This window comes from Pseudomonas sp. LBUM1674 (assembly GCF_059695635.1).
Genome location: NZ_CP166779.1, coordinates 5,218,212 through 5,238,675 on the forward strand (window position 1 = coordinate 5,218,212; position 20,464 = coordinate 5,238,675).

General features: G+C 58.1%; 17 protein-coding genes. 2 read left to right on the forward strand and 15 right to left on the reverse strand.

The window, feature by feature from the left end; all coding sequences use genetic code 11:
• Positions 1-97 precede the first annotated feature (97 nt).
• The 3 genes from htpG to ACA067_RS23870 form a co-directional block, all read right to left on the reverse strand.
• On the reverse strand, positions 98-2,017 hold the full coding sequence (gene htpG / locus ACA067_RS23860; RefSeq protein ID WP_497458776.1) for a molecular chaperone HtpG: 1,920 nt from the start codon (positions 2,015-2,017) through the stop codon (positions 98-100).
• Positions 2,018-2,098: 81 nt separating this feature from the next.
• Complete coding sequence (locus tag ACA067_RS23865; RefSeq protein ID WP_497458777.1) at positions 2,099-2,551, reverse strand: PaaI family thioesterase; 453 nt, start codon at positions 2,549-2,551, stop codon at positions 2,099-2,101.
• Complete coding sequence (locus ACA067_RS23870) at positions 2,548-3,024, reverse strand: PaaI family thioesterase (protein WP_497458778.1); 477 nt, start codon at positions 3,022-3,024, stop codon at positions 2,548-2,550. Before ACA067_RS23870 ends, ACA067_RS23865 begins: the two co-directional genes overlap by 4 nt.
• A 158-nt stretch (positions 3,025-3,182) precedes the next feature.
• On the opposite strand from ACA067_RS23870, the gene ACA067_RS23875 reads away from it, so the two are divergent.
• Positions 3,183-3,416, forward strand: coding sequence for a hypothetical protein (locus tag ACA067_RS23875; RefSeq protein WP_497458779.1), 234 nt, complete (start codon positions 3,183-3,185; stop codon positions 3,414-3,416).
• Between the two features lie 66 nt (positions 3,417-3,482).
• Here ACA067_RS23875 and ACA067_RS23880 read toward each other — a convergent pair whose 3' ends face one another.
• From ACA067_RS23880 to sdhC, 12 genes are all read right to left on the reverse strand, one after another.
• Positions 3,483-3,884: an MAPEG family protein gene (locus ACA067_RS23880; RefSeq protein WP_497458780.1), complete on the reverse strand. Its 402-nt coding sequence runs from the start codon at positions 3,882-3,884 to the stop codon at positions 3,483-3,485.
• The gene (locus ACA067_RS23885) at positions 3,884-4,621 is read right to left on the reverse strand and encodes a DUF599 domain-containing protein (protein ID WP_497458781.1); all 738 of its coding nucleotides are present in this window, start codon (positions 4,619-4,621) and stop codon (positions 3,884-3,886) included. Before ACA067_RS23885 ends, ACA067_RS23880 begins: the two co-directional genes overlap by 1 nt.
• 279 nt (positions 4,622-4,900) lie before the next feature.
• The gene (gene brnQ / locus ACA067_RS23890) at positions 4,901-6,214 is read right to left on the reverse strand and encodes a branched-chain amino acid transport system II carrier protein (RefSeq protein WP_497458782.1); all 1,314 of its coding nucleotides are present in this window, start codon (positions 6,212-6,214) and stop codon (positions 4,901-4,903) included.
• 421 nt (positions 6,215-6,635) lie between these two features.
• A complete protein-coding gene (gene sucD, locus ACA067_RS23895) occupies positions 6,636-7,517 on the reverse strand; it encodes a succinate--CoA ligase subunit alpha (RefSeq protein WP_007898976.1) in 882 nt (293 codons plus the stop codon).
• Positions 7,517-8,683 (reverse strand): ADP-forming succinate--CoA ligase subunit beta, encoded by a 1,167-nt coding sequence (sucC, locus tag ACA067_RS23900; RefSeq protein ID WP_103498765.1) that lies wholly within the window; start codon positions 8,681-8,683, stop codon positions 7,517-7,519. The genes sucD and sucC overlap by 1 nt, the downstream gene beginning before the upstream one ends.
• 196 nt (positions 8,684-8,879) lie before the next feature.
• On the reverse strand, positions 8,880-10,316 hold the full coding sequence (lpdA, locus tag ACA067_RS23905; protein ID WP_497458783.1) for a dihydrolipoyl dehydrogenase: 1,437 nt from the start codon (positions 10,314-10,316) through the stop codon (positions 8,880-8,882).
• A 98-nt stretch (positions 10,317-10,414) separates the two neighbouring features.
• Entirely contained in the window at positions 10,415-11,635 is a 1,221-nt protein-coding gene (gene odhB, locus ACA067_RS23910) for a 2-oxoglutarate dehydrogenase complex dihydrolipoyllysine-residue succinyltransferase (RefSeq protein WP_010456848.1), read from the reverse strand.
• A gap of 42 nt (positions 11,636-11,677) precedes the next feature.
• Positions 11,678-14,509, reverse strand: a complete 2,832-nt coding sequence (locus ACA067_RS23915; RefSeq protein ID WP_497458784.1) for a 2-oxoglutarate dehydrogenase E1 component — start codon at positions 14,507-14,509, stop codon at positions 11,678-11,680.
• 261 nt (positions 14,510-14,770) lie between these two features.
• Positions 14,771-15,475 (reverse strand): succinate dehydrogenase iron-sulfur subunit, encoded by a 705-nt coding sequence (locus tag ACA067_RS23920; protein WP_064679033.1) that lies wholly within the window; start codon positions 15,473-15,475, stop codon positions 14,771-14,773.
• Positions 15,476-15,486: 11 nt separating this feature from the next.
• Positions 15,487-17,259 carry a succinate dehydrogenase flavoprotein subunit gene (gene sdhA, locus ACA067_RS23925; protein WP_497458785.1) on the reverse strand — a complete coding sequence of 591 codons (1,773 nt, stop codon included), beginning with the start codon at positions 17,257-17,259 and terminating at the stop codon, positions 15,487-15,489.
• Between the two features lie 3 nt (positions 17,260-17,262).
• Positions 17,263-17,631 carry a succinate dehydrogenase, hydrophobic membrane anchor protein gene (gene sdhD, locus ACA067_RS23930; RefSeq protein WP_007959040.1) on the reverse strand — a complete coding sequence of 123 codons (369 nt, stop codon included), beginning with the start codon at positions 17,629-17,631 and terminating at the stop codon, positions 17,263-17,265.
• Complete coding sequence (gene sdhC / locus ACA067_RS23935; RefSeq protein ID WP_497458786.1) at positions 17,625-17,999, reverse strand: succinate dehydrogenase, cytochrome b556 subunit; 375 nt, start codon at positions 17,997-17,999, stop codon at positions 17,625-17,627. The genes sdhD and sdhC overlap by 7 nt, the downstream gene beginning before the upstream one ends.
• A 362-nt stretch (positions 18,000-18,361) precedes the next feature.
• Between sdhC and gltA the strand changes: the two genes are divergently transcribed.
• Positions 18,362-19,651 carry a citrate synthase gene (gene gltA / locus ACA067_RS23940; RefSeq protein ID WP_497458787.1) on the forward strand — a complete coding sequence of 430 codons (1,290 nt, stop codon included), beginning with the start codon at positions 18,362-18,364 and terminating at the stop codon, positions 19,649-19,651.
• Positions 19,652-20,464: the final 813 nt, after the last annotated feature.

Genomic DNA, 20,464 nt, shown 5'->3' on the forward strand with positions numbered 1-20,464 from the left:
ACGCAGAGCGTGGGAATGATCGGCGACCGCCCCTTGAACACCAAAAAGTTACCAGAATAAAAAAACCCGCCGAAGCGGGTTTTTTTGTACAACGCCGTTAAACCGACAGTTCAACCAGCAGCTTGTTGAGGCGGCGCACATACGCCGCCGGATCCTTCAAGCTGTCGCCGGCCGCCAGGGCCGCCTGATCGAAGAGAATGTGCGACAGGTCGCCGAAGCGTTCGTCGCTCTGCTCGTTGTCGAGTTTCTCGATCAGCGGGTGAGCCGGGTTGAACTCGAAGATCGGCTTCGACTCCGGAACCTTCTGACCGCTGGCTTCCAGGATCTGACGCATCTGCATGCCCAGGTCCTGCTCGCCGATGGCCAGAATCGCCGGGGAATCGGTCAGACGGTGGGAAACCCGCACTTCGGCCACGGAGTCGCCCAGTGCAGTTTTCAGACGCTCAACCAGACCTTCTTTGGACTTGGCGACTTCTTCCGCGGCTTTCTTGTCTTCTTCCGAATCCAGGTTGCCCAGGTCCAGGTCACCGCGCGCCACGTCGACAAAGCTCTTGCCGTCGAAGTCGCTGAGGTAGCTCATCAGCCACTCGTCGATACGGTCGGTCAGCAGCAGCACTTCGATGCCTTTCTTGCGGAAGACTTCCAGGTGCGGGCTGTTTTTGACCTGTGCGTAGGTTTCGCCGGTCAGGTAGTAGATCTTGTCCTGACCTTCCTTGGCGCGAGCCAGGTATTCGGCCAGGGAAACCACTTGCTCGCCTTCTTCGCCCTGAGTGGAAGCGAAACGCAGCAGGCCGGCGATTTTCTCTTTGTTGGCGAAGTCTTCCGCCGGGCCTTCTTTCATGACCTGGCCGAAGTTTTTCCAGAAGCCTTTGTATTGCTCAGGCTCGTTCTTCGCCAGCTTTTCCAGCATGTCGAGAACGCGCTTGGTCAGCGCCGACTTCATGGAATCGATGATCGGGTCTTTCTGCAGGATTTCCCGCGACACGTTCAGCGACAGGTCGTTGGAATCGACCACGCCTTTGATGAAGCGAAGGTACAGCGGCAGGAAGGACTCAGCCTGATCCATGACGAACACGCGCTGCACGTACAGCTTCAGGCCTTTGGGCGCTTCACGCTGGTACAAGTCGAACGGAGCACGGGCCGGCACGTAGAGCAGCGAACTGTATTCCAGCTTGCCTTCGACCTTGTTGTGGCTCCAGCTCAGCGGGTTCTCGAAGTCGTGCGCGACGTGTTTGTAGAACTCCTGGTATTCCTCGTCCTTGATCTCGGTACGCGGACGGGTCCAGAGAGCGCTGGCACGGTTGACGGTTTCCCATTCAACGGCGGGCCCCGCCTCTCCATCAAGAGCTTCGCCATCGGCGGCGGCCACTTCTTTCGGCAGCTCGATCGGCAAGGCGATGTGGTCAGAGTACTTCTTGATGATGTTGCGCAGACGCCAGCCATCGGCGAATTCGTCTTCACCGGACTTCAGGTGCAGGACAATGCGAGTGCCGCGGTCGGCTTTCTCGACGGTGGCGATTTCGAATTCGCCTTCGCCCTTGGAGGACCAGTGCACGCCTTCGCTGGCAGCGAGGCCGGCACGGCGGCTGAACACGTCGACTTTATCGGCGACGATGAATGCAGAGTAGAAACCCACACCGAACTGACCGATCAGGTGCGAATCTTTCTTCTGATCGCCGGACAGATGCTTCATGAAATCGGCGGTGCCGGATTTGGCGATGGTCCCCAGATGGGTGATCGCGTCTTCGCGGCTCATGCCGATGCCGTTGTCTTCGAGGGTGACGGTTTTAGCGTCCTTGTCGAAGCTCACACGGATTTTCAGCTCGGCGCCACCTTCCAGCAGGTCAGGCTTGGCCAGGGCTTCAAAACGTAATTTATCGACAGCGTCAGAGGCGTTCGAGATCAATTCGCGAAGGAAAATTTCCTTGTTGGAATACAGCGAATGGATCATGAGGTGCAGCAGTTGCTTCACCTCGGTCTGGAAGCCCAGGGTTTCCTTTTGAGTTTCCACACTCATGGTCATCAAACTCCAATCAGATGGCAGTGGCCGCGACCTTGACGGTCGGCGGCGGGTTGTCATCAAAGTTGGGGGCTCAGATCAGGATTTCAAGGGCTCTTCGATTTTGAAATGGGCCCGGGCCGTGGCAATCGGCTCGGATTCGGTACTTTGCCAGGCCGTAATCGCTACGTTGGCGACGCGCCGCCCCTGGCGACAAACCTGGCACCTGGCCCAGGTGTCACGAAATTGCCCTGCGCGCAGGTAGTCGAGGGAGAAGTCGATGATCTTCGGCACGCCGGGTGATCCGGTGAAAATCAGCAGGTGCAGCGCCGCGGACAACTCCATGAACCCGGCAATCACGCCGCCATGAATCGCTGGCAGCAGAGGGTTGCCAATGTTGTCCTTGTTGGCCGGCAAGCGAAACAACAACTCATCCCCCACGCGCGAACACTCGACGCCAATCAGTTTGGCATAGGGGACCAGGTGCAGCAGCGAGGCGTAGTCCCCCTGTTCATGGGCCTGTTGCAGTTGTTCTTTGAAGTTGTCAGTCATTTCGCACCTCCGCCGATCACACCGCCAAAACCTTTGGTGCCCTTGATGGCTTTACCCATGCGCATGAAGGTGCCGACAACATGGGCGATGGGTTGTTCGGGGTCGTCCTGATAGGCAAAGCCGCGGGCGAAGATCACATCGGTGGTCACCCGGTAGCACTGGGCGAATCCATAGACATCTTTGTGCGGTTCGGCGGCGTGCATGTAATCGATGCGCAGGTCCAGGGTCGGACACACTTCGAACTCGGGCAACACGCAAAGGGTGGACATGCCACAGGCGGTGTCCATCAGCGACGTCAGTGCCCCTCCATGGATGACGCCGGTTTGCGGATCGCCGACGATTTGCGGGCTATACGGCAACATCACCGTGAGCCCTTCACAACTTGCGCTGTGAACCCGCAGCCCGAGTACCTGACAATGTCGCAGCGCCGACAGGAATCGTGTCGCACGCTCAAAAACGGGGTTTTCGGCCATTTGATAAAAACTCTTGTTAGTGTCCTGAGATCGCACTAGGCGCTTTGAGTAAAAGTTCCCGCCGGAATAATCTTATATATCTGTACGAATTGAGGAACTTAACGCTGAGCACTGTGCTCGAAAGGCCAGTAGATATTTTCCATAAGGAGAAACACCCCATGCGTAAGACTTTAGCTGTTGCCTTGATGTTGACCGCTTCCCTCGGTCTCGCTGCTTGCGATAAAAAATCCGAGGACAAAGCTCAAGATGCTAACCAACATGCTGAGCAAGCTCAGCAAGACATGAACAAAGCTCAGGATAAAGTGAACGACGCAGCGAAAGAAAACGCCGAAGCTGCCAAAGCTCAGGCTGAATCGAACGAAGCTGCTACAAAAGAAGCACCTAAAAACTAAAACGTTTTTAGCGTGACAAAGAAAACCCGCAAAAATGCGGGTTTTCTTTTGTCTGCAATTCGGGCACTAGAGCAAAATAGTTCTAAAAGTCGGACTAATCATCAGCAACAACGAACAGACTAAGCCCACAAACCACACCAGGCTGCGCTGCCAGGCCAGATCTGCCCAGTAGCACAACAAATAAATGATTCGTGTTATCACGAAAATGATTGCCAGCGAATCGATAAGCCACCCCGCCGTCTGCGTGGTGTGCGCCATCAACACCCCCACCGCAAACAATATGAATGCCTCGATACAGTTCTGATGCGCCGCCAGCGCCCGGGCACCGAAGCCGGTGAGTTGCGCCTGCTGCTGGCGCGGCAGGTGGTTATCGTAACCGCCCTGCTCTTTCATGGCCTTGGCCACCGGGATGCGGGCCACATAAATCAGCAAGGCACTGATAAACACACACCAGAACGGAATACTCATCAAGCGACCTCTTTATTCACCTCGGGCAAGGGTGCCTCTGTAGGGGTATAGACCATCACGTCGAGAACGTCGGAGTGAAACTCCCGGCGATAAAGCACCAATACCACCCCGGTACTCATCAACATGAACAGCCAGGGACTGACGAACCACGCCAGCATGGTCATGCCGAAGTAATAGGAGCGCAGGCCGAAGTTGAACTGGTTGGCGGCCATGGAAATCACCCGGGCTGCCCGGGCGGCAAAGGCCTTGCGTTCCAGTTCGGAAACATGCCGTTCACCGACCATCGGCGCCGAACCCACCAGAATCGCCGCGAAATTGTACTGACGCATGCACCAGCTGAAGGTAAAGAACGCATAGACAAATACCAGCGCCAGGCACAACAACTTGATTTCCGACATGCCCTGGGACGCTTGCTGCACCATCGGGATATCCGCCAGCAACGACACTGCCCTTTCGGAAGCACCCAGTACCGTGAGAATGCCCGCCAGAATAATCAGCGTGCTGGAAGCGAAGAACGAGGCGTTGCGCTCCAGGTTGCCGATCACACTGGCATCGGCGATACGGTTATCGCGGAGCAGCATGCGGCGCATCCAGTCTTCGCGGTACAGGTGCAGCACGCTGGCCAGGCACGCGGTGTCGCGGGCTTTCCACGTCGCATAGCGGGTGTAGCCGCCCCAGCAGATGACAAACCAGGCGGCGGCGAGAATGTGGATCAGGTTGGCGAGGATGAACGACATGGAGGTCCTTGTGGTGTGTCTGCGCAAATACTGCCCCGTGTGGGAGCGAGCTTGCTCCGGGCGGCGTTCCGACGATAGCGGTCTGACTTCAGCAGATAGGCTGATTGATACACCGCTATCGCGAGCAAGCTCGCTCCCACAGGGAACGGGCAATGCTTCGACGTTAACTTAAGAGAAAAGACACTGCACCGAGTCCAAAAAAAATGCCCCGTATCGATTGATACGGGGCATTTCTGTTTATGCTTTCACAGGCCCGCTTGTGGCGGTCCTTGCAGCGGCTTACGCCAGCGCTTCTTCGCGCTTGCCCAGCAAACGATCACAAACCACAGCCACCACCAGCGTCATGACCGATGGTACCAACCACGCCAGACCTTGCTCGCTCAACGGCAGGTGAGCCAACTGAGTGGGCAGCCAGTCCGCCAGACCGGCGCCTTTGAGTGCATCAATCAGGCCGAAAATGAAGGACACCAGCATCACCGGGCCGACAATACGGCCCTGCTCATGCCAGAAGTCCTTGCAGAAGCTCAGGGCCACCAGGGCGATGCACGGCGGGTAGATTGCGGTCAGTACCGGGATCGAGAACGCGATCAGCTTGGTGAGGCCCAGGTTGGACACCAGCAGGGAAAAAGCGGCGAGGATGATCACCAGTGTCTTGTAGGACAGCGGCAGCACACGGCTGAAATATTCAGCACAGGCACAGGTCAGGCCGACCGCCGTGACCAGGCAGGCCAGGGAGATCAACACCGCCAGGAAGCCGCTGCCCAGGGAGCCAAAGGTGTGCTGCACGTAAGCGTGCAATACCGCCGCGCCATTGGTCGCACCGGCGGCCACTTCATGGCTGCCCGAACCGAGACGGAACAGGCTGACGTACACCAGGGCCAGACCCACGCCGGCAATCAGCCCGGCAATGATCGCGTAACGGGTGATCAGCGCCGGCGACTCGACACCACGGGAGCGGATGGCATTGACGATGACAATGCCGAAGACCAGCGCCCCCAGGGTATCCATGGTCAGGTAACCATTGATAAAGCCTTGGGAGAATGGTGCCGCCACGTACTCGGGAGTGCCCGCGCCGATGTCGCCGGCCGGCAATGCAAACGCGGCGATGCCGAGAACAGCCAGGGCGATGATCTTCAGAGGCGCGAGGAAACGTCCTACGGTATCCAGCAAACGGCCCGGGTACAGCGAGATGAAGAACACCAGCAGGAAGTACACCGAGCTATAGAGAAACAGCGCCAACGGGCTTTCGCCGGTCAGCGGTGCCAGGCCGACTTCGAAGGATACGGTCGCGGTGCGCGGCGTCGCGAACAGCGGGCCGACAGCGAGGTAGCACGCAGCGGCCAGCAGGCCCCCGGCGACTTTACCGATCGGGCTGCTCAAGGCATCCATGGCGCCGCCGACTTTGGCCAGGGCTACCACTGTGATCACCGGCAGACCGACTGCGGTGATCAGAAAGCCCAGCGCCGCCAGCCAGACATGAGGTCCGGCCTGCAAGCCGACGATAGGCGGAAAGATAATGTTGCCAGCCCCGACAAACAGGGCAAAGGTCATAAATCCAAGTGCCAGGATGTCCTGGCCTTTCAACACTTTCATTAAGGAAATACCACACTACTGAATCGGAATTTAGAGGGGGACTTCCCTATGGGTGAGGGAAATGCTGTCGGTCCGAATAGGACTGACCCGTTTAGCGCGTCGCTGCCTTGTGAGCTGCGGACGCAAAAATGGCGGTTAGCCTAACGAATTTGGCCGGGAAACGCACTGTTAGGGTGCGAACTATCCGATACACGACATTTCCATGTCGCGTTTACATATCTAAATTTCATGTCTCGGCACAGATCGTTCCCACGCTCTGCGTGGGAATGCATCCCGTGACGCTCTGCGTCACATCCAAAGGCGGAACGCGGAGCGTCCCCGGCGGCATTCCCACGCGGAGCGTGGGAACGATCACCCGGAAACGACAAAGGCCACCCGAAGGTGGCCTTTGTCTTGGCGAAGCGTCAGATAAGCGCGAGGCTTACTTGATCGCCCAACCGGTCAGCTCGGACAAAGCCTTGCCGATGTCTGCCAGCGAACGCACGGTTTTCACGCCTGCGTCTTCCAGGGCAGCAAACTTCTCGTCTGCAGTGCCTTTGCCGCCAGAGATGATTGCGCCAGCATGGCCCATGCGCTTGCCCGCAGGGGCAGTCACACCAGCGATGTAGGAAACAACCGGCTTGGTCACGTTAGCCTTGATGTAGGCAGCCGCTTCTTCTTCAGCCGAACCGCCGATCTCGCCGATCATTACGATCGCTTCGGTCTTCGGGTCTTCCTGGAACAGCTTCAGGATGTCGATGAAGTTCGAACCCGGGATCGGGTCACCGCCGATGCCGACGCAAGTCGACTGACCGAAACCGGCGTCAGTAGTCTGCTTGACAGCTTCGTAGGTCAGGGTGCCGGAACGGGAAACGATACCGACCTTGCCTGGCAAGTGAATGTGACCTGGCATAATGCCGATCTTGCATTCGCCTGGAGTGATCACGCCTGGGCAGTTAGGACCGATCAGGACTACGCCCAGCTCGTCACACTTGACCTTGGCATCCAGCATGTCCAGGGTAGGAATGCCTTCAGTGATGCAAACGATCAGCTTGATGCCGCCGAAGGCTGCTTCCAGGATGGAGTCCTTGCAGAAAGGAGCTGGAACGTAGATCACGCTGGCGGTGGCGCCAGTGGCAGCTACAGCGTCTTTCACGGTGTTGAACACTGGCAGACCCAGGTGCTCGGTGCCGCCTTTGCCCGGAGTAACGCCACCGACCATCTTGGTGCCGTATTCGATGGCTTGCTGGGTGTGGAAACTACCTTGCGAACCGGTAATACCCTGGCAGATAACTTTGGTGTCTTTATTGATCAGGACGCTCATTATTTGCCCTCCGCAGCTTTGACAACTTGTTGAGCAGCGTCGGTCAGGCTGGTAGCAGCGATGATGTTCAAACCGCTTTCTGCCAGTACTTTAGCGCCCAGCTCAGCGTTGTTGCCTTCAAGGCGAACAACAACCGGGATTTTCACGCCGACTTCTTTCACAGCGCCGATGATGCCTTCGGCAATCATGTCGCAACGAACGATGCCGCCGAAGATGTTGACCAATACTGCAGCGACGTTAGTGTCGGACAGGATGATCTTGAACGCTTCGGTAACGCGTTCTTTGGTAGCACCGCCGCCCACGTCGAGGAAGTTGGCTGGCTTGCCGCCATGCAGGTTGACGATGTCCATGGTACCCATGGCCAGGCCAGCACCGTTGACCATGCAACCGATGTTGCCTTCCAGCGCTACGTAGTTCAGTTCGAACTTGGCAGCGTGCGCTTCGCGCGGATCGTCTTGCGACGGATCGTGGAAAGTCTTCAGCTTCGGCTGACGGTACATGGCGTTGGCGTCGATGTTGATCTTGGCGTCGAGGCAATGCAGATCGCCGTCAGCCTTGATCACCAGCGGGTTCACTTCCAGCAGAGCCAGGTCGTGATCCTTGAACAGCTTGGCCAGACCGACGAAGATCTTCGCGAACTGAGTCACTTGCTTGCCTTCCAGGCCCAGCTGGAATGCCAGCTCGCGACCCTGGAATGGCTGAGCGCCAACCAGTGGATCGATGGTGGCCTTGAGGATTTTCTCAGGGGTGTCGTGAGCGATTTTCTCGATGTCCACGCCACCTTCGGTGGAAGCCATGAACACGATGCGACGGCTCGAACGGTCAACGACAGCGCCCAGGTACAGCTCTTTAGCGATATCAGTGCACGATTCAACCAGGATCTTGGTGACTGGCTGACCATTGGCATCAGTCTGGTAAGTCACCAGACGCTTGCCCAACCACTGTTGAGCGAACGCTTTGGCGTCTTCTTTGCTGCGAACCAGCTTGACGCCGCCCGCTTTACCGCGACCACCTGCGTGAACCTGGGCTTTGACAACCCATTCGGTCCCGCCGATTTTGTCGCACGCTTCTGCTGCTGCTTCCGGGGTGTCTACGGCGAAACCCTGGGATACTGGCAGGCCGTATTCAGCGAACAGCTGCTTACCCTGATACTCATGAAGATTCATGCTTATTACCGTCTTCGTTAGGTACTGCGCATTCGGTGCTGCACTTGTTCAAGTGCCGCACCACCTGTGACTGCTGCTTGCATAGCCTTTCCGGACAACCGGTGCAGCTACGCAAGACTGCGTCCAGCGGATATTCCGCGGTGAGTCTTGCAAGCAAGGCTCACGACGGGCCATACCGCCGTGGTTTCTTATTGTCTTAACGCTTCTTCTTGTTGGCGATGTGAATGGCGCCGCCATTCACTGCCAGAGCGGCTTCGTGCAAGGCTTCGGACAGGGTCGGATGGGAGAAGACCATCATGCCCAGGTCTTCAGCGCTGGTGCCGAATTCCATACCGATCGCGCCCTGCTGAACCAGTTCTGCAGCGCTCGGGCCAATCACGTGGACGCCCAATACGCGGTCAGTCTTGGCATCGGCAATGACTTTCACGAAACCGCCGGTATCGTTGGCTGCCATGGCACGGCCACTGGCTGCGAACGGGAAAGTGCCGACGTTAACTTCAACGCCTTCAGCTTTCAAGGTCTGCTCGGTTTTACCGACCCATGCGATTTCCGGGTGAGTATAAATAACCGAAGGGATCAAGTCATAGTTCATCTGGGCTTTGTGGCCCTTGATGCGCTCGACAACCATGATGCCCTCTTCCGAGGCCTTGTGAGCCAGCATCATGCCGCGAACCACGTCGCCGATCGCGTAAACGCCCGGTACGGTGGTGGCGCAGTGATCGTCAACGTGCACGAAACCGCGCTCGTCGAGGGTCACGCCGCAATCGGCGGACAGCAGATCAGCGGTCACCGGACGGCGACCAACGGCTACGATCAGCTTGTCGAACGTGATGTTCTGTTCGCCCTTGGCGTCGGTGTAGTTCACCACGACTTCGTCGCCGTTCACTTTGGAACCGGTGACGCGAGCGCCCAGCTTGATGTCCAGACCCTGTTTGGTCAGGGTTTTCAGCGCTTCCTTGGAAACGGCAGCGTCAGCGGCCATCAGGAAGGTGTCCAGCGCTTCGAGAACGGTGACTTCTGCGCCCAGACGGGACCAGACCGAACCCAGTTCCAGACCGATGACGCCAGCGCCGATCACGCCCAGACGTTTTGGTACGGATTGGAATTCCAGCGCGCCCGTCGAATCGACGATCACATTCTGGTCAACCGGAGCCGGTGGAATGTCGATCGGACGCGAACCTGGCGCCAGAATCACGTTTTCGGCTTCGATGATTTCTACCGAACCGTCAGGTTTGGTGACTTCAACTTTCTTGCCGGCCAGCAGCTTGCCGTGACCCTGGATGGAGGTCACACCGTTGGCTTTGAACAGGGTCGCAACACCGGAAGTCAGACCTTTGACGATGTTGGCCTTGCGGCCGACCATCGCTGGCACGTCCATGGTCACGCCGGCGTGGTTGATACCGTGGATCGCGAAGCCTTCTTTGGCTTCCTTGTATTTCCAGGAGCTGTCCAGCAGCGCCTTGGAAGGAATGCAACCGACGTTCAGGCAGGTACCGCCCAGAGCCAGCTTGTCTTCCTTGTCGGTGTACTTCTCGATGCAGGCCGTCGTCAGACCCAGCTGCGCGGCCTTGATGGCAGCCACGTAGCCGCCAGGGCCCGCGCCGATCACTACTACGTCAAATTTCTGCGACATTCAAAAAATCCTCTTTTGGCAACAAGCTTGAAGCCACAAGCCTCAAGCCAGGCTGCAATTTCTTGCAGCTTGTGGCTTGAAACCTGTAGCGGCTTCTATCAGATATCCAGCAGCAAACGAGCCGGGTCTTCCAGCAGGTTCTTGATGGTAACCAGGAAGGTCACAGCTTCTTTGCCGTCGATCAAACGGTGATCGTAGGACAGCGCCAGGTACATCATCGGACGGATAACCACCTGACCGTTGATCGCCATAGGACGCTGCAGAATGTTGTGCATGCCCAGGATGGCCGCTTGCGGCGGGTTGACGATCGGTGTCGACATCATCGAACCGAAAGTACCACCGTTGGTGATGGTGAACGTGCCACCGGTCATCTCGTCCATCGACAGTTTGCCGTCACGAGCCTTCTTGCCGAAGGTGGCGATGCCGCCTTCGATTTCAGCCAGGCTCATCAGTTCGGCGTTACGCAGAACCGGTACAACCAGGCCGCGGTCGCTGGAAACAGCCACACCGACGTCAGCGTAGCCGTGGTAAACGATGTCGGCACCGTCGATCGACGCGTTGACGGCCGGGAAGCGTTTCAGCGCTTCGGTGGCAGCCTTGACGAAGAACGACATGAAGCCCAGGCGCACGCCGTTATGGCTCTTCTCAAAGAGATCCTTGTACTTCGAACGCAGGGCCATGACTTCGGTCATGTCGACTTCGTTGAAAGTGGTCAGCATCGCCATGTTCGATTGAGCTTCAACCAGACGCTTGGCGACGGTGGCCCGCACGCGGGTCATCGGTACGCGCTTCTCGATGCGATCGCCAGCAGCGAACACTGGAGCAGCAGCGGCAGGCGCAGCAGCCTTGGCTGGCGCGGCAGCCGGAGCGGCTTTCTTGGCAGCAACAGCCGCTACCACGTCTTCCTTGGTCACACGACCGCCTTTGCCGGTGCCGGCAACGGAAGCGATGTTGATGCCGTTTTCTTCAGCCAGTTTGCGAGCAGCCGGTGCAGCAACCGGATCGTCTTCGCCTTCGGCGGCTGGCGCTGCAGCCTGTGCAGCGGCCGGAGCAGCGGCAGCGGCTGGAGCGGCAGCAGCGCCGCCCGCTTCGATGGAGCCCAGGACTTCGTCGGACAGAACGGTGTCGCCTTCGTTCTTGACGATAGCGCCCAGTACGCCATCAGCGGTAGCCAACACTTCCAGTACGACTTTGTCGGTTTCGATGTCGACGATCAGGTCATCGCGCTTGACGGCGTCGCCCGGCTTTTTGTGCCAGGTGGCAACGGTGCCATCGGCAACCGATTCCGGGAAAGTGGGGGCTTTGATTTCGATAGCCATTATCTGTGGGTCCTTAAATTCGGTTTCATGTGCGCGAAGGCGTTAAACAGTAAAGGCGTCTTGCAGCAGTTTTTCTTGCTGCTCAGCGTGCATCGATGCGTAACCGCATGCAGGTGCAGCAGAAGCATCACGGCCGGCGTACTCGAGTACGAGCGACTTGTTGTGATTACCAACGATGCGACGCATGTGGTGTTGGCTGCAGTACCAGGCACCCTGGTTCATCGGCTCTTCCTGACACCAAACGATATGTTTGAGGTTGGTGTACGGAGCCAGGACTTCGTTCAAGTCGTCCTCAGGGAATGGGTACAGCTGCTCGATACGCACGACGGCGATGTCGTCACGACCTTCGGCACGGCGTTTTTCCAGCAGGTCGTAGTAGACCTTGCCGCTGCACAGAACGACGCGCTCGACCTTTTTCGGGTCTTGAGCATCGATTTCCGGGATAACGGTCTGGAATGAACCTTCGGCCAGATCTTCCAGGGTCGATACGGCCAGTTTGTGACGCAACAGCGACTTCGGAGTCAGAACGATCAACGGCTTGCGCAGCGGGCGAATCACCTGACGACGCAGCAAGTGGTAGATCTGAGCCGGTGTAGTCGGTACCGCTACCTGAATGTTGTGCTCGGCGCACAGCTGCAGGTAACGCTCCAGACGAGCCGAAGAGTGCTCCGGACCCTGACCTTCATAACCGTGCGGCAGCAGCATGGTCAGACCGCAGAGACGGCCCCACTTGTGCTCGCCACTGGTGATGAACTGGTCGATCACCACCTGGGCACCGTTGGCGAAGTCGCCGAACTGGGCTTCCCAGATAACCAGCGCCTCTGGCGTGGTGGTCGAATAACCGTATTCGAACGCCAGGACCGCTTCCTCGGACAGGAACGAATCGTACAGGTCGAAGCGTGGCTGACCCTTGTACAGGTTCTGCAGCGGAATGTAGCTGCCGGTGTCTTTCTGGTTGTGCAGGACGGCGTGACGGTGCGAGAACGTACCGCGACCGATGTCCTGACCCGTCATGCGAATCGGGTGACCTTCGAACGCCAGGGTCGCGTACGCCATGGTTTCGGCGTAACCCCAGTTGATCGGCAGGCCGCCGGCTTGCATCTTCTGACGGTCTTCGTAGATTTTCGAGACCTGGCGCTGAACCACGAAGCCTTCCGGAATTTCCAGCAGCTTGGCAGACAGTTCCTGCAAGGTTTTCAGATCGAAGCGAGTGTCGTGACGCGCGGTCCAGGCGTGGCCCAGATATGGACGCCAGTCCACGAACAACTCTTTGTTCGGCTCTTTGACCAGGCTTTTCACGACGTGCAGACCGTTGTCCAGCGCGTTGCGGTATTCGTCGACCTTGGCCTGAACACGCTCAGCGTCGAGCACACCGCCCTGGGTCAGGCGATCGGCATACAGCTCACGGGTGGTGCGCTGCTTGGCGATCTGCTGATACATCAGCGGCTGGGTACCGCTTGGCTCGTCGGCCTCGTTGTGGCCGCGACGACGGTAGCAGACCAGGTCGATCACCACGTCACGCTTGAACTGCATGCGGTAGTCGATGGCCAACTGGGTCACGAACAATACGGCTTCCGGATCATCACCATTCACATGGAGGATCGGCGCCTGGATCATTTTCGCGACGTCGGTGGCGTACTCGGTGGAACGCGAGTCCAGCGGGTTGCTGATGGTGAAACCGACCTGGTTGTTGATCACGATGTGCACGGTACCGCCGGTCTTGAAACCGCGGGTCTGCGACATCTGGAAGGTCTCCATGACCACGCCTTGACCGGCGAATGCCGCGTCACCGTGGATGGAAATCGGCAGAACCTTCTCGCCGGTAGGGTCGTTACGACGATCCTGACGGGCACGCACCGAACCCTCGACCACTGGCGAAACGATTTCCAGGTGGGACGGGTTGAAGGCCATGGCCAGGTGAACTTCACCGCCGGTGGTCATGACGTTGGACGAGAAGCCCTGGTGGTATTTAACGTCACCGGAGCCCAGCTCGACCTTCTTCTTGCCTTCGAACTCGTCGAACAGCTCGCGCGGGTTCTTGCCGAAAGTGTTGACCAGCACGTTCAGACGGCCACGGTGGGCCATGCCGATCACGATTTCCTTGGTGCCGTAGGAACCGGAACGCTGGATCAACTCGTCGAGCATCGGAATCAGGCTCTCGCCGCCTTCCAGACCGAAACGCTTGGTGCCCGGGTATTTGGTGCCCAGGTATTTTTCCAGGCCTTCACCGGCAGTGACGCGCTCGAGCAGGTGACCCTTGATATCTGCGGAGTACGTCGGACGGCCGCGCACGCTTTCCAGACGCTGCTGGAACCACTGGCGCTGCTCGGAATCGGTGATGTGCGTAAATTCAGCGCCGATGGTGCGGCAATATGTCTGCTGCAACGCTTCGTGAATTTCGCGTAGGCTCGCCTCCTCTTTGCCGATGAACAGGTCGCCGGCACGGAAGGTCGTATCAAGATCGGCATTGGTCAAGCCGTAATGATTGATCGACAGGTCTGCAGGTGCAGGACGCTGCCACAGCCCCAGCGGGTCAAGCTGGGCTGCCTGGTGGCCACGCATACGGTAGGCCTGGATCAATCGCAGCACTTCAACTTGCTTCTTCTCGTGCTCACTGCTCACGCTGCCGGCGGAAACCGGTTGGGCGCGGCGCTGGTTCTTTGCCAGCAAGACGAAATGATCGCGAATCGTGGAGTGCGAAACATCGGTGGCAGTGTTGCCGTCGGCAGGCAACTTCTGAAAGTAGGTGCGCCACTCTTCTGGCACAGCGTTAGGGTCGTGCAGGTAGAGCTCGTAGAGCTCTTCCACATAGGCAGCGTTACTACCGGAAAGGTAGGCGCTGTTCCACATGCGCTGCATCACGCTTTCTTGCATGCTTGGTCACCCTCGGTTAGGGGAACACCACCGGTGTCGACACCGAGCAAACTTGCAGAAGTCCGAATGCAGCGACCAAAACAAGCCACTAGGATCACACTGATAGTCCGGGTACCAGCCCGGATGCCCCTGCTTGTCTCATTTCTTCAAAATAAGAGCCGCAGCCTTTTAAGCTGCTGCTCAGGTTAAAACTACGGCGCCGGTTGAAGCCTGCGCCGTAGCATCTACGGGTACAGCGGTCTTGCGGGTACTACAGCTGAATCACACGCCGCTTTGCAGAAGCATGTTACGGATGTGACCGATGGCCCTAGTCGGGTTCAGGCCTTTCGGACAGACGTTGACGCAGTTCATGATGCTCCGGCAGCGGAATACGCTGAACGGGTCATCCAGCGCAGCCAGACGCTCGGCAGTCTTGGTGTCACGGCTGTCTGCCAGGAAGCGATACGCTTGCAGCAGGGCAGCTGGACCCAGGAACTTGTCCGGGTTCCACCAGAAGGACGGGCAGGAGGTCGAGCAGCAAGCGCACAGGATGCACTCGTACAGACCGTCGAGTTTTTCACGCTCTTCCGGGGTCTGCAGACGTTCGATGGCCGGAGCCGGCGTGTCGTTCTGCAGGTAGGGCTGAACTTTTTCGTATTGCTTGTAGAAGATGCTCATATCGACGACCAGGTCACGGATAACCGGCAAACCTGGCAGCGGACGAACGATCAACTTGTTACCTTTTACGACGGCAGACAGCGGCGTGACGCACGCCAGGCCGTTTTTGCCGTTGATGTTCATGCCGTCGGAACCGCAAACACCTTCACGGCAAGAGCGACGATAGGAGAAACCTTCGTCCTGCTCTTTGATCAGGGCCAGCACGTCCAGCACCATCAGGTCTTTACCACCGGTATCGACCTGGAATTCCTGCATGAACGGCGCAGCGTCCTGATCAGGGTTGTAGCGATAAACACTGACTTTCAACATGGCGGCCACCCTTAATAAGTCCGAATCTTAGGTTCAAAAGTCGGAACAGTCTTCGGCGAGAAGTTCACAGCACGCTTGGTCACGCGCTTGTCACCCGGGAAGTACAGGGTGTGGCACAGCCAGTTTTCGTCGTCGCGATCTTCGTAGTCTTCACGGGCGTGAGCGCCGCGGGACTCTTTGCGGATCTCGGCAGCGATGGCGGTGGCTTCGGCCACTTCCAGCAGGTTCTGCAGTTCCAGCGCTTCGATACGTGCAGTGTTGAACGCCTGCGACTTATCGTTGATCTTGACGTTGGCGATACGCACGCGCAGGTCAGCCAGCTGGGCAATACCCTTCTGCATGTATTCGCCGGTACGGAATACACCGAAGTAGTTCTGCATGCAGTTTTGCAGCTCGCGACGCAGGGTTGCCACGTCTTCGCCATCAGTACGCTCGTTCAGAGCGGACAGACGGGCCAGGGCCGTTTCAATGTTGGCGTCGGTGGCGTCGTCGTATTCGATACCGTCGGTCAGCGCTTTTTCCAGGTGCAGACCCGCCGCACGACCGAACACAACCAGGTCGAGCAACGAGTTGCCGCCCAGACGGTTGGCACCGTGAACCGATACGCAAGCCACTTCGCCCACTGCGAACAGGCCAGGAATGATGGTGTCGACGCCTTCGGCATCCTGGGTGATCGCCTGACCATGAATGTTGGTCGGAACGCCGCCCATCATATAGTGGCAAGTCGGAACAACCGGAACCGGAGCAACCACCGGATCAACGTGAGCAAACGTCTTGGACAGTTCGCAGATGCCTGGCAGACGGCTGTGCAGCACTTCTTCACCCAGGTGGTCGAGCTTGAGCAATACGTGGTCGCCATTCGGACCGCAACCGTTGCCGGCGATGATCTCTTTAACCATCGAACGGGCAACAACGTCACGACCGGCAAGGTCTTTGGCGTTCGGAGCGTAACGCTCCATGAAACGCTCACCGTGCTTGTTGATGAGGTAACCACCTTCACCACGGCAACCTTCAGTAACCAGTACACCAGCACCGGCGATGCCGGTCGGGTGGAACTGCCACATTTCGATGTCTTGCACCGGCACGCCAGCACGCAGAGCCATGCCGACGCCGTCACCGGTGTTGATCAAGGCATTGGTGGTGGACGAGTAGATACGACCGGCACCGCCAGTGGCCAGAACGGTGGCCTTGGCGCGGATGTAGCTGGTTTCACCGGTTTCGATGCAGATGGCAATCACACCGACGAATGCGCCGTCCTGGTTTTTCACCAGATCAACAGCGTAGTACTCGTTCAGGAACGTGGTGCCGGCTTTCAGGTTGCCCTGATAAAGCGTGTGCAGCAACGCGTGACCGGTACGGTCGGAGGCGGCGCAGGTACGGGCAGCCTGGCCACCTTTACCGTAATCCTTCGACTGACCGCCGAATGGACGCTGGTAGATACGACCTTGTTCGGTACGGGAGAACGGCAGACCCATGTGGTCCAGTTCAAACACCGCAGCCGGGCCTTCCTGACACATGTATTCGATAGCGTCCTGGTCACCGATGTAGTCGGAGCCCTTGACGGTATCGTACATGTGCCAGCGCCAGTCATCGTTCGGATCAGCCGAAGCGATGGCGCAGGTAATGCCACCCTGAGCGGAAACAGTGTGCGAACGGGTCGGGAACACCTTGGTGATCACGGCAGTCTTGTGACCGCCTTGCGCCAGTTGCAGCGCTGCGCGCATGCCGGCACCGCCACCACCAATAATGATGGCGTCGAAAGAAATCGTTGGAATGTTAGCCATGGATCAGATACCCCAGAGAATCTGCACACCCCAGACGAAGTAAGCGAACATCGCAACGCCGCATACTGCCTGAAAAAGGAAACGTACTGCAGTCGCGGACTTGCCCAGCGCCATCGGCGTCAGGTAGTCGGTCGCGATGGTCCACATGCCGACCCAGGCGTGAGCGCCCAGGGCCACGAGGGCCAGCAGACTGAAGATACGCATTCCGTTGTGGGCGAACAGACCATGCCATTGGTCGTAGCCAATGCCCGGGTTCGCAACGAGGTATCCGATCAGGAAGATGAAATAAGCCGCGAGAACGACCGCAGACACTCGCTGCGCCATCCAGTCATAGAGGCCTGAACGCGACAGGTTCGTAACGCTGGTTACCATATCCAAACTCCCGCCAGAACGATCAACACCGCAGATACGGCGATAATGATTTTCGAGCCCAGCGTGCCGCCTTCCAGCGTCTCACCGATGCCCATGTCCATGATCAAGTGGCGCACACCGGCTACCAGGTGATACAGCAGAGCGGACAGGAGGCCCCATGCTACGAACTTGGCCAGAGGGCTGGTCAAGGTTGCCTTCACGTCGGCAAAACCTTCCTCGGAACCCAGGGATTTGCCCAATGCATAAAGCATGAAGCCAAGGCCCAGGAAGAGGATGATGCCGGAAACACGGTGAAGAAACGACGTAACGCCGGTGATGGGGAGTTTGATGGTCCTTAGGTCTAGGTTTACAGGTCGTTGGCTTTTCACGGCTTTTTTTCACACTGAAGAGCCCCTAACAATCAGGGCAAAGTTGTTGGGGAGTGCACTGGTCAGGTAACCACCACCCAGGGATGCGACCCCCAATAAAGCAGGCCCAAAAGCCCCTGGCGGTCGGTGGCCGAGTATAGACAGTTAGGGCACTAATGACAACGCGTTCGCCTACCCCCAATAGCGCATTGCACAAGTTGGATAAAAGGCGTAAATGGCAGTCAATTTCGAGGAAAAAGTCCGGTTAAAGCCTTCTGGAGCAAGAGTTTAGGCAAATTGACATTCGAATTTATCTCACTATAGTGGTGCGGGCCCTGCGTGGGGGGTCTGTCTGATGATTTCAAGCATAAATAGGAGGCCACATGGCTGACAAAAAAGCGCAGTTGATCATCGAGGGCGCAGCCCCCGTCGAGCTGCCCATTTTAACCGGCACCGTTGGTCCCGATGTTATCGATGTCCGGAGCCTGACGGCCACGGGCCGTTTCACCTTTGACCCTGGTTTCATGTCGACCGCTTCCTGCGAGTCGAAGATCACCTATATCGACGGTGACAATGGCATCCTGCTGCACCGCGGCTACCCGATCGAACAGCTGGCTGAAAAGTCGGACTACCTTGAAACCTGCTATCTGCTGCTCAACGGCGAGTTGCCGACTGCAGAACAGAAGGCCCAGTTCGTCAGCACCGTCAAGAACCACACCATGGTTCACGAGCAGCTGAAGACCTTCTTCAACGGCTTCCGTCGCGACGCCCACCCGATGGCCGTCATGTGCGGTGTAGTCGGCGCCCTCTCGGCCTTCTACCACGACTCCCTGGACATCAAAAACCCGCAGCATCGCGAAATCTCCGCGATCCGCCTGGTGGCCAAGATGCCGACCCTGGCAGCGATGGTTTACAAGTACTCCATGGGTCAACCCATGATGTACCCGCGCAACGACCTGACGTACGCGGAAAACTTCCTGCACATGATGTTCAACACCCCGTGCGAGATCAAACCGATCAGCCCGGTGCTCGCCAAGGCCATGGACAAGATTTTCATCCTCCATGCCGACCACGAGCAGAACGCATCGACCTCCACCGTACGCCTGGCCGGTTCTTCGGGTGCCAACCCGTTCGCCTGTATCGCCGCCGGTATCGCTGCACTGTGGGGCCCTGCCCACGGCGGCGCGAACGAAGCCGTTCTGTCCATGCTTGACGAAATTGGCGATGTCTCGAACATCGACCAGTACATCGCCAAGGCCAAGGACAAGGACGATCCGTTCAAACTGATGGGCTTCGGTCACCGGGTTTACAAAAACCGCGACCCACGCGCCACCGTGATGAAGCAGACCTGCGACGAAGTGCTGAAGGAGCTGGGCATCACCAACGATCCGCAACTCGAACTGGCCATGCGCCTGGAAGAGATCGCCCTGACCGACCCGTACTTCATCGAACGCTCGCTGTACCCGAACGTCGACTTCTACTCGGGGATCATCCTCAAGGCGATCGGCATTCCAACCAGCATGTTCACCGTGATCTTCGCCCTGGCGCGGACCGTCGGCTGGATCTCCCACTGGAAAGAAATGCTCTCCAGCCCGTACAAGATCGGCCGTCCGCGGCAGTTGTACACCGGCTACGAGTCGCGTGACATTCCTAATCTGGAAGATCGCAAATAAGACCTGTCTTGCGATAATGTCTTGAGCTGTACCGGGAACGGCCTCTTTTACAGGGGCCGTTTTTGTTTGCGTCCCTTTTTTGATGCGCGGCGGCCTTAGGGCCGACCGGGCTGTTTGGTTGGGTACATATCCGTTTCTTCGGTCAAGGCGACTTAGGGTTCCGCCCTTACGGCGGGTCACTTGGAGAAGCGGAACGCCGCCCGGCGCCAAGTAACCAAGCGCTTTTGCCCCTGTCGTTCGGTGCCTCGCTAATGCTCGGCATGCCCTCGCTCCGGTCCTGCTCCGTGGGCCCGCCGCGATCGGCCATCCATGGCCGTGCGCGGCTAACCCGGCATCCATGCCGGGTTGCCCACTGCGCAGAACCTCCACTCGGCCTCTCGGAGGGGGCGGGTACTGACAAAGCCAAAGCGAGGCGGCCTACCGGCCGGCCTATCCTTCAAGCGCACGCGTACCCCTGTAGGAGCTGGCGAAGCCTGCGATCTTTTGATCTTTGCTGCGGATCAGGCACCGCGCAATCATGTTGAAGATCAAAAGATCGCAGCCTACGGCAGCTCCTACCTTGGGTCAGCGTACATCCGACAGAGATTAGTCGGCTGTCAGGCCGCCTTCGCGAGCAGGCTCGCTCCCACAGAACAGCAGATCGGCGCACACCCGCTCTTCACCACTCATCAGGCCGAGCGTTAGCTCGCCTGCAGCTCTTGATCTTGATCTTGATCCACCCGCCCCTTCGGGAGGCTGAGTGGAGGTGTTCATCCGGGGAGTGGCGCGCAGCGCCGTTCGACGCAGTCGAACACGCTGCATGTAGGTCGTCGC

Coding starts and splice junctions, on each gene's coding strand:
- htpG (WP_497458776.1), bottom strand. CDS start 2,017: ATGAGTGTGGAAACTCAAAAGGAAACCCTGGGCTTCCAGACCGAGGTG.
- ACA067_RS23865 (WP_497458777.1), bottom strand. CDS start 2,551: ATGACTGACAACTTCAAAGAACAACTGCAACAGGCCCATGAACAGGGG.
- ACA067_RS23870 (WP_497458778.1), bottom strand. CDS start 3,024: ATGGCCGAAAACCCCGTTTTTGAGCGTGCGACACGATTCCTGTCGGCG.
- ACA067_RS23875 (WP_497458779.1), top strand. CDS start 3,183: ATGCGTAAGACTTTAGCTGTTGCCTTGATGTTGACCGCTTCCCTCGGT.
- ACA067_RS23880 (WP_497458780.1), bottom strand. CDS start 3,884: ATGAGTATTCCGTTCTGGTGTGTGTTTATCAGTGCCTTGCTGATTTAT.
- ACA067_RS23885 (WP_497458781.1), bottom strand. CDS start 4,621: ATGTCGTTCATCCTCGCCAACCTGATCCACATTCTCGCCGCCGCCTGG.
- brnQ (WP_497458782.1), bottom strand. CDS start 6,214: ATGAAAGTGTTGAAAGGCCAGGACATCCTGGCACTTGGATTTATGACC.
- sucD (WP_007898976.1), bottom strand. CDS start 7,517: ATGAGCGTCCTGATCAATAAAGACACCAAAGTTATCTGCCAGGGTATT.
- sucC (WP_103498765.1), bottom strand. CDS start 8,683: ATGAATCTTCATGAGTATCAGGGTAAGCAGCTGTTCGCTGAATACGGC.
- lpdA (WP_497458783.1), bottom strand. CDS start 10,316: ATGTCGCAGAAATTTGACGTAGTAGTGATCGGCGCGGGCCCTGGCGGC.
- odhB (WP_010456848.1), bottom strand. CDS start 11,635: ATGGCTATCGAAATCAAAGCCCCCACTTTCCCGGAATCGGTTGCCGAT.
- ACA067_RS23915 (WP_497458784.1), bottom strand. CDS start 14,509: ATGCAAGAAAGCGTGATGCAGCGCATGTGGAACAGCGCCTACCTTTCC.
- ACA067_RS23920 (WP_064679033.1), bottom strand. CDS start 15,475: ATGTTGAAAGTCAGTGTTTATCGCTACAACCCTGATCAGGACGCTGCG.
- sdhA (WP_497458785.1), bottom strand. CDS start 17,259: ATGGCTAACATTCCAACGATTTCTTTCGACGCCATCATTATTGGTGGT.
- sdhD (WP_007959040.1), bottom strand. CDS start 17,631: ATGGTAACCAGCGTTACGAACCTGTCGCGTTCAGGCCTCTATGACTGG.
- gltA (WP_497458787.1), top strand. CDS start 18,362: ATGGCTGACAAAAAAGCGCAGTTGATCATCGAGGGCGCAGCCCCCGTC.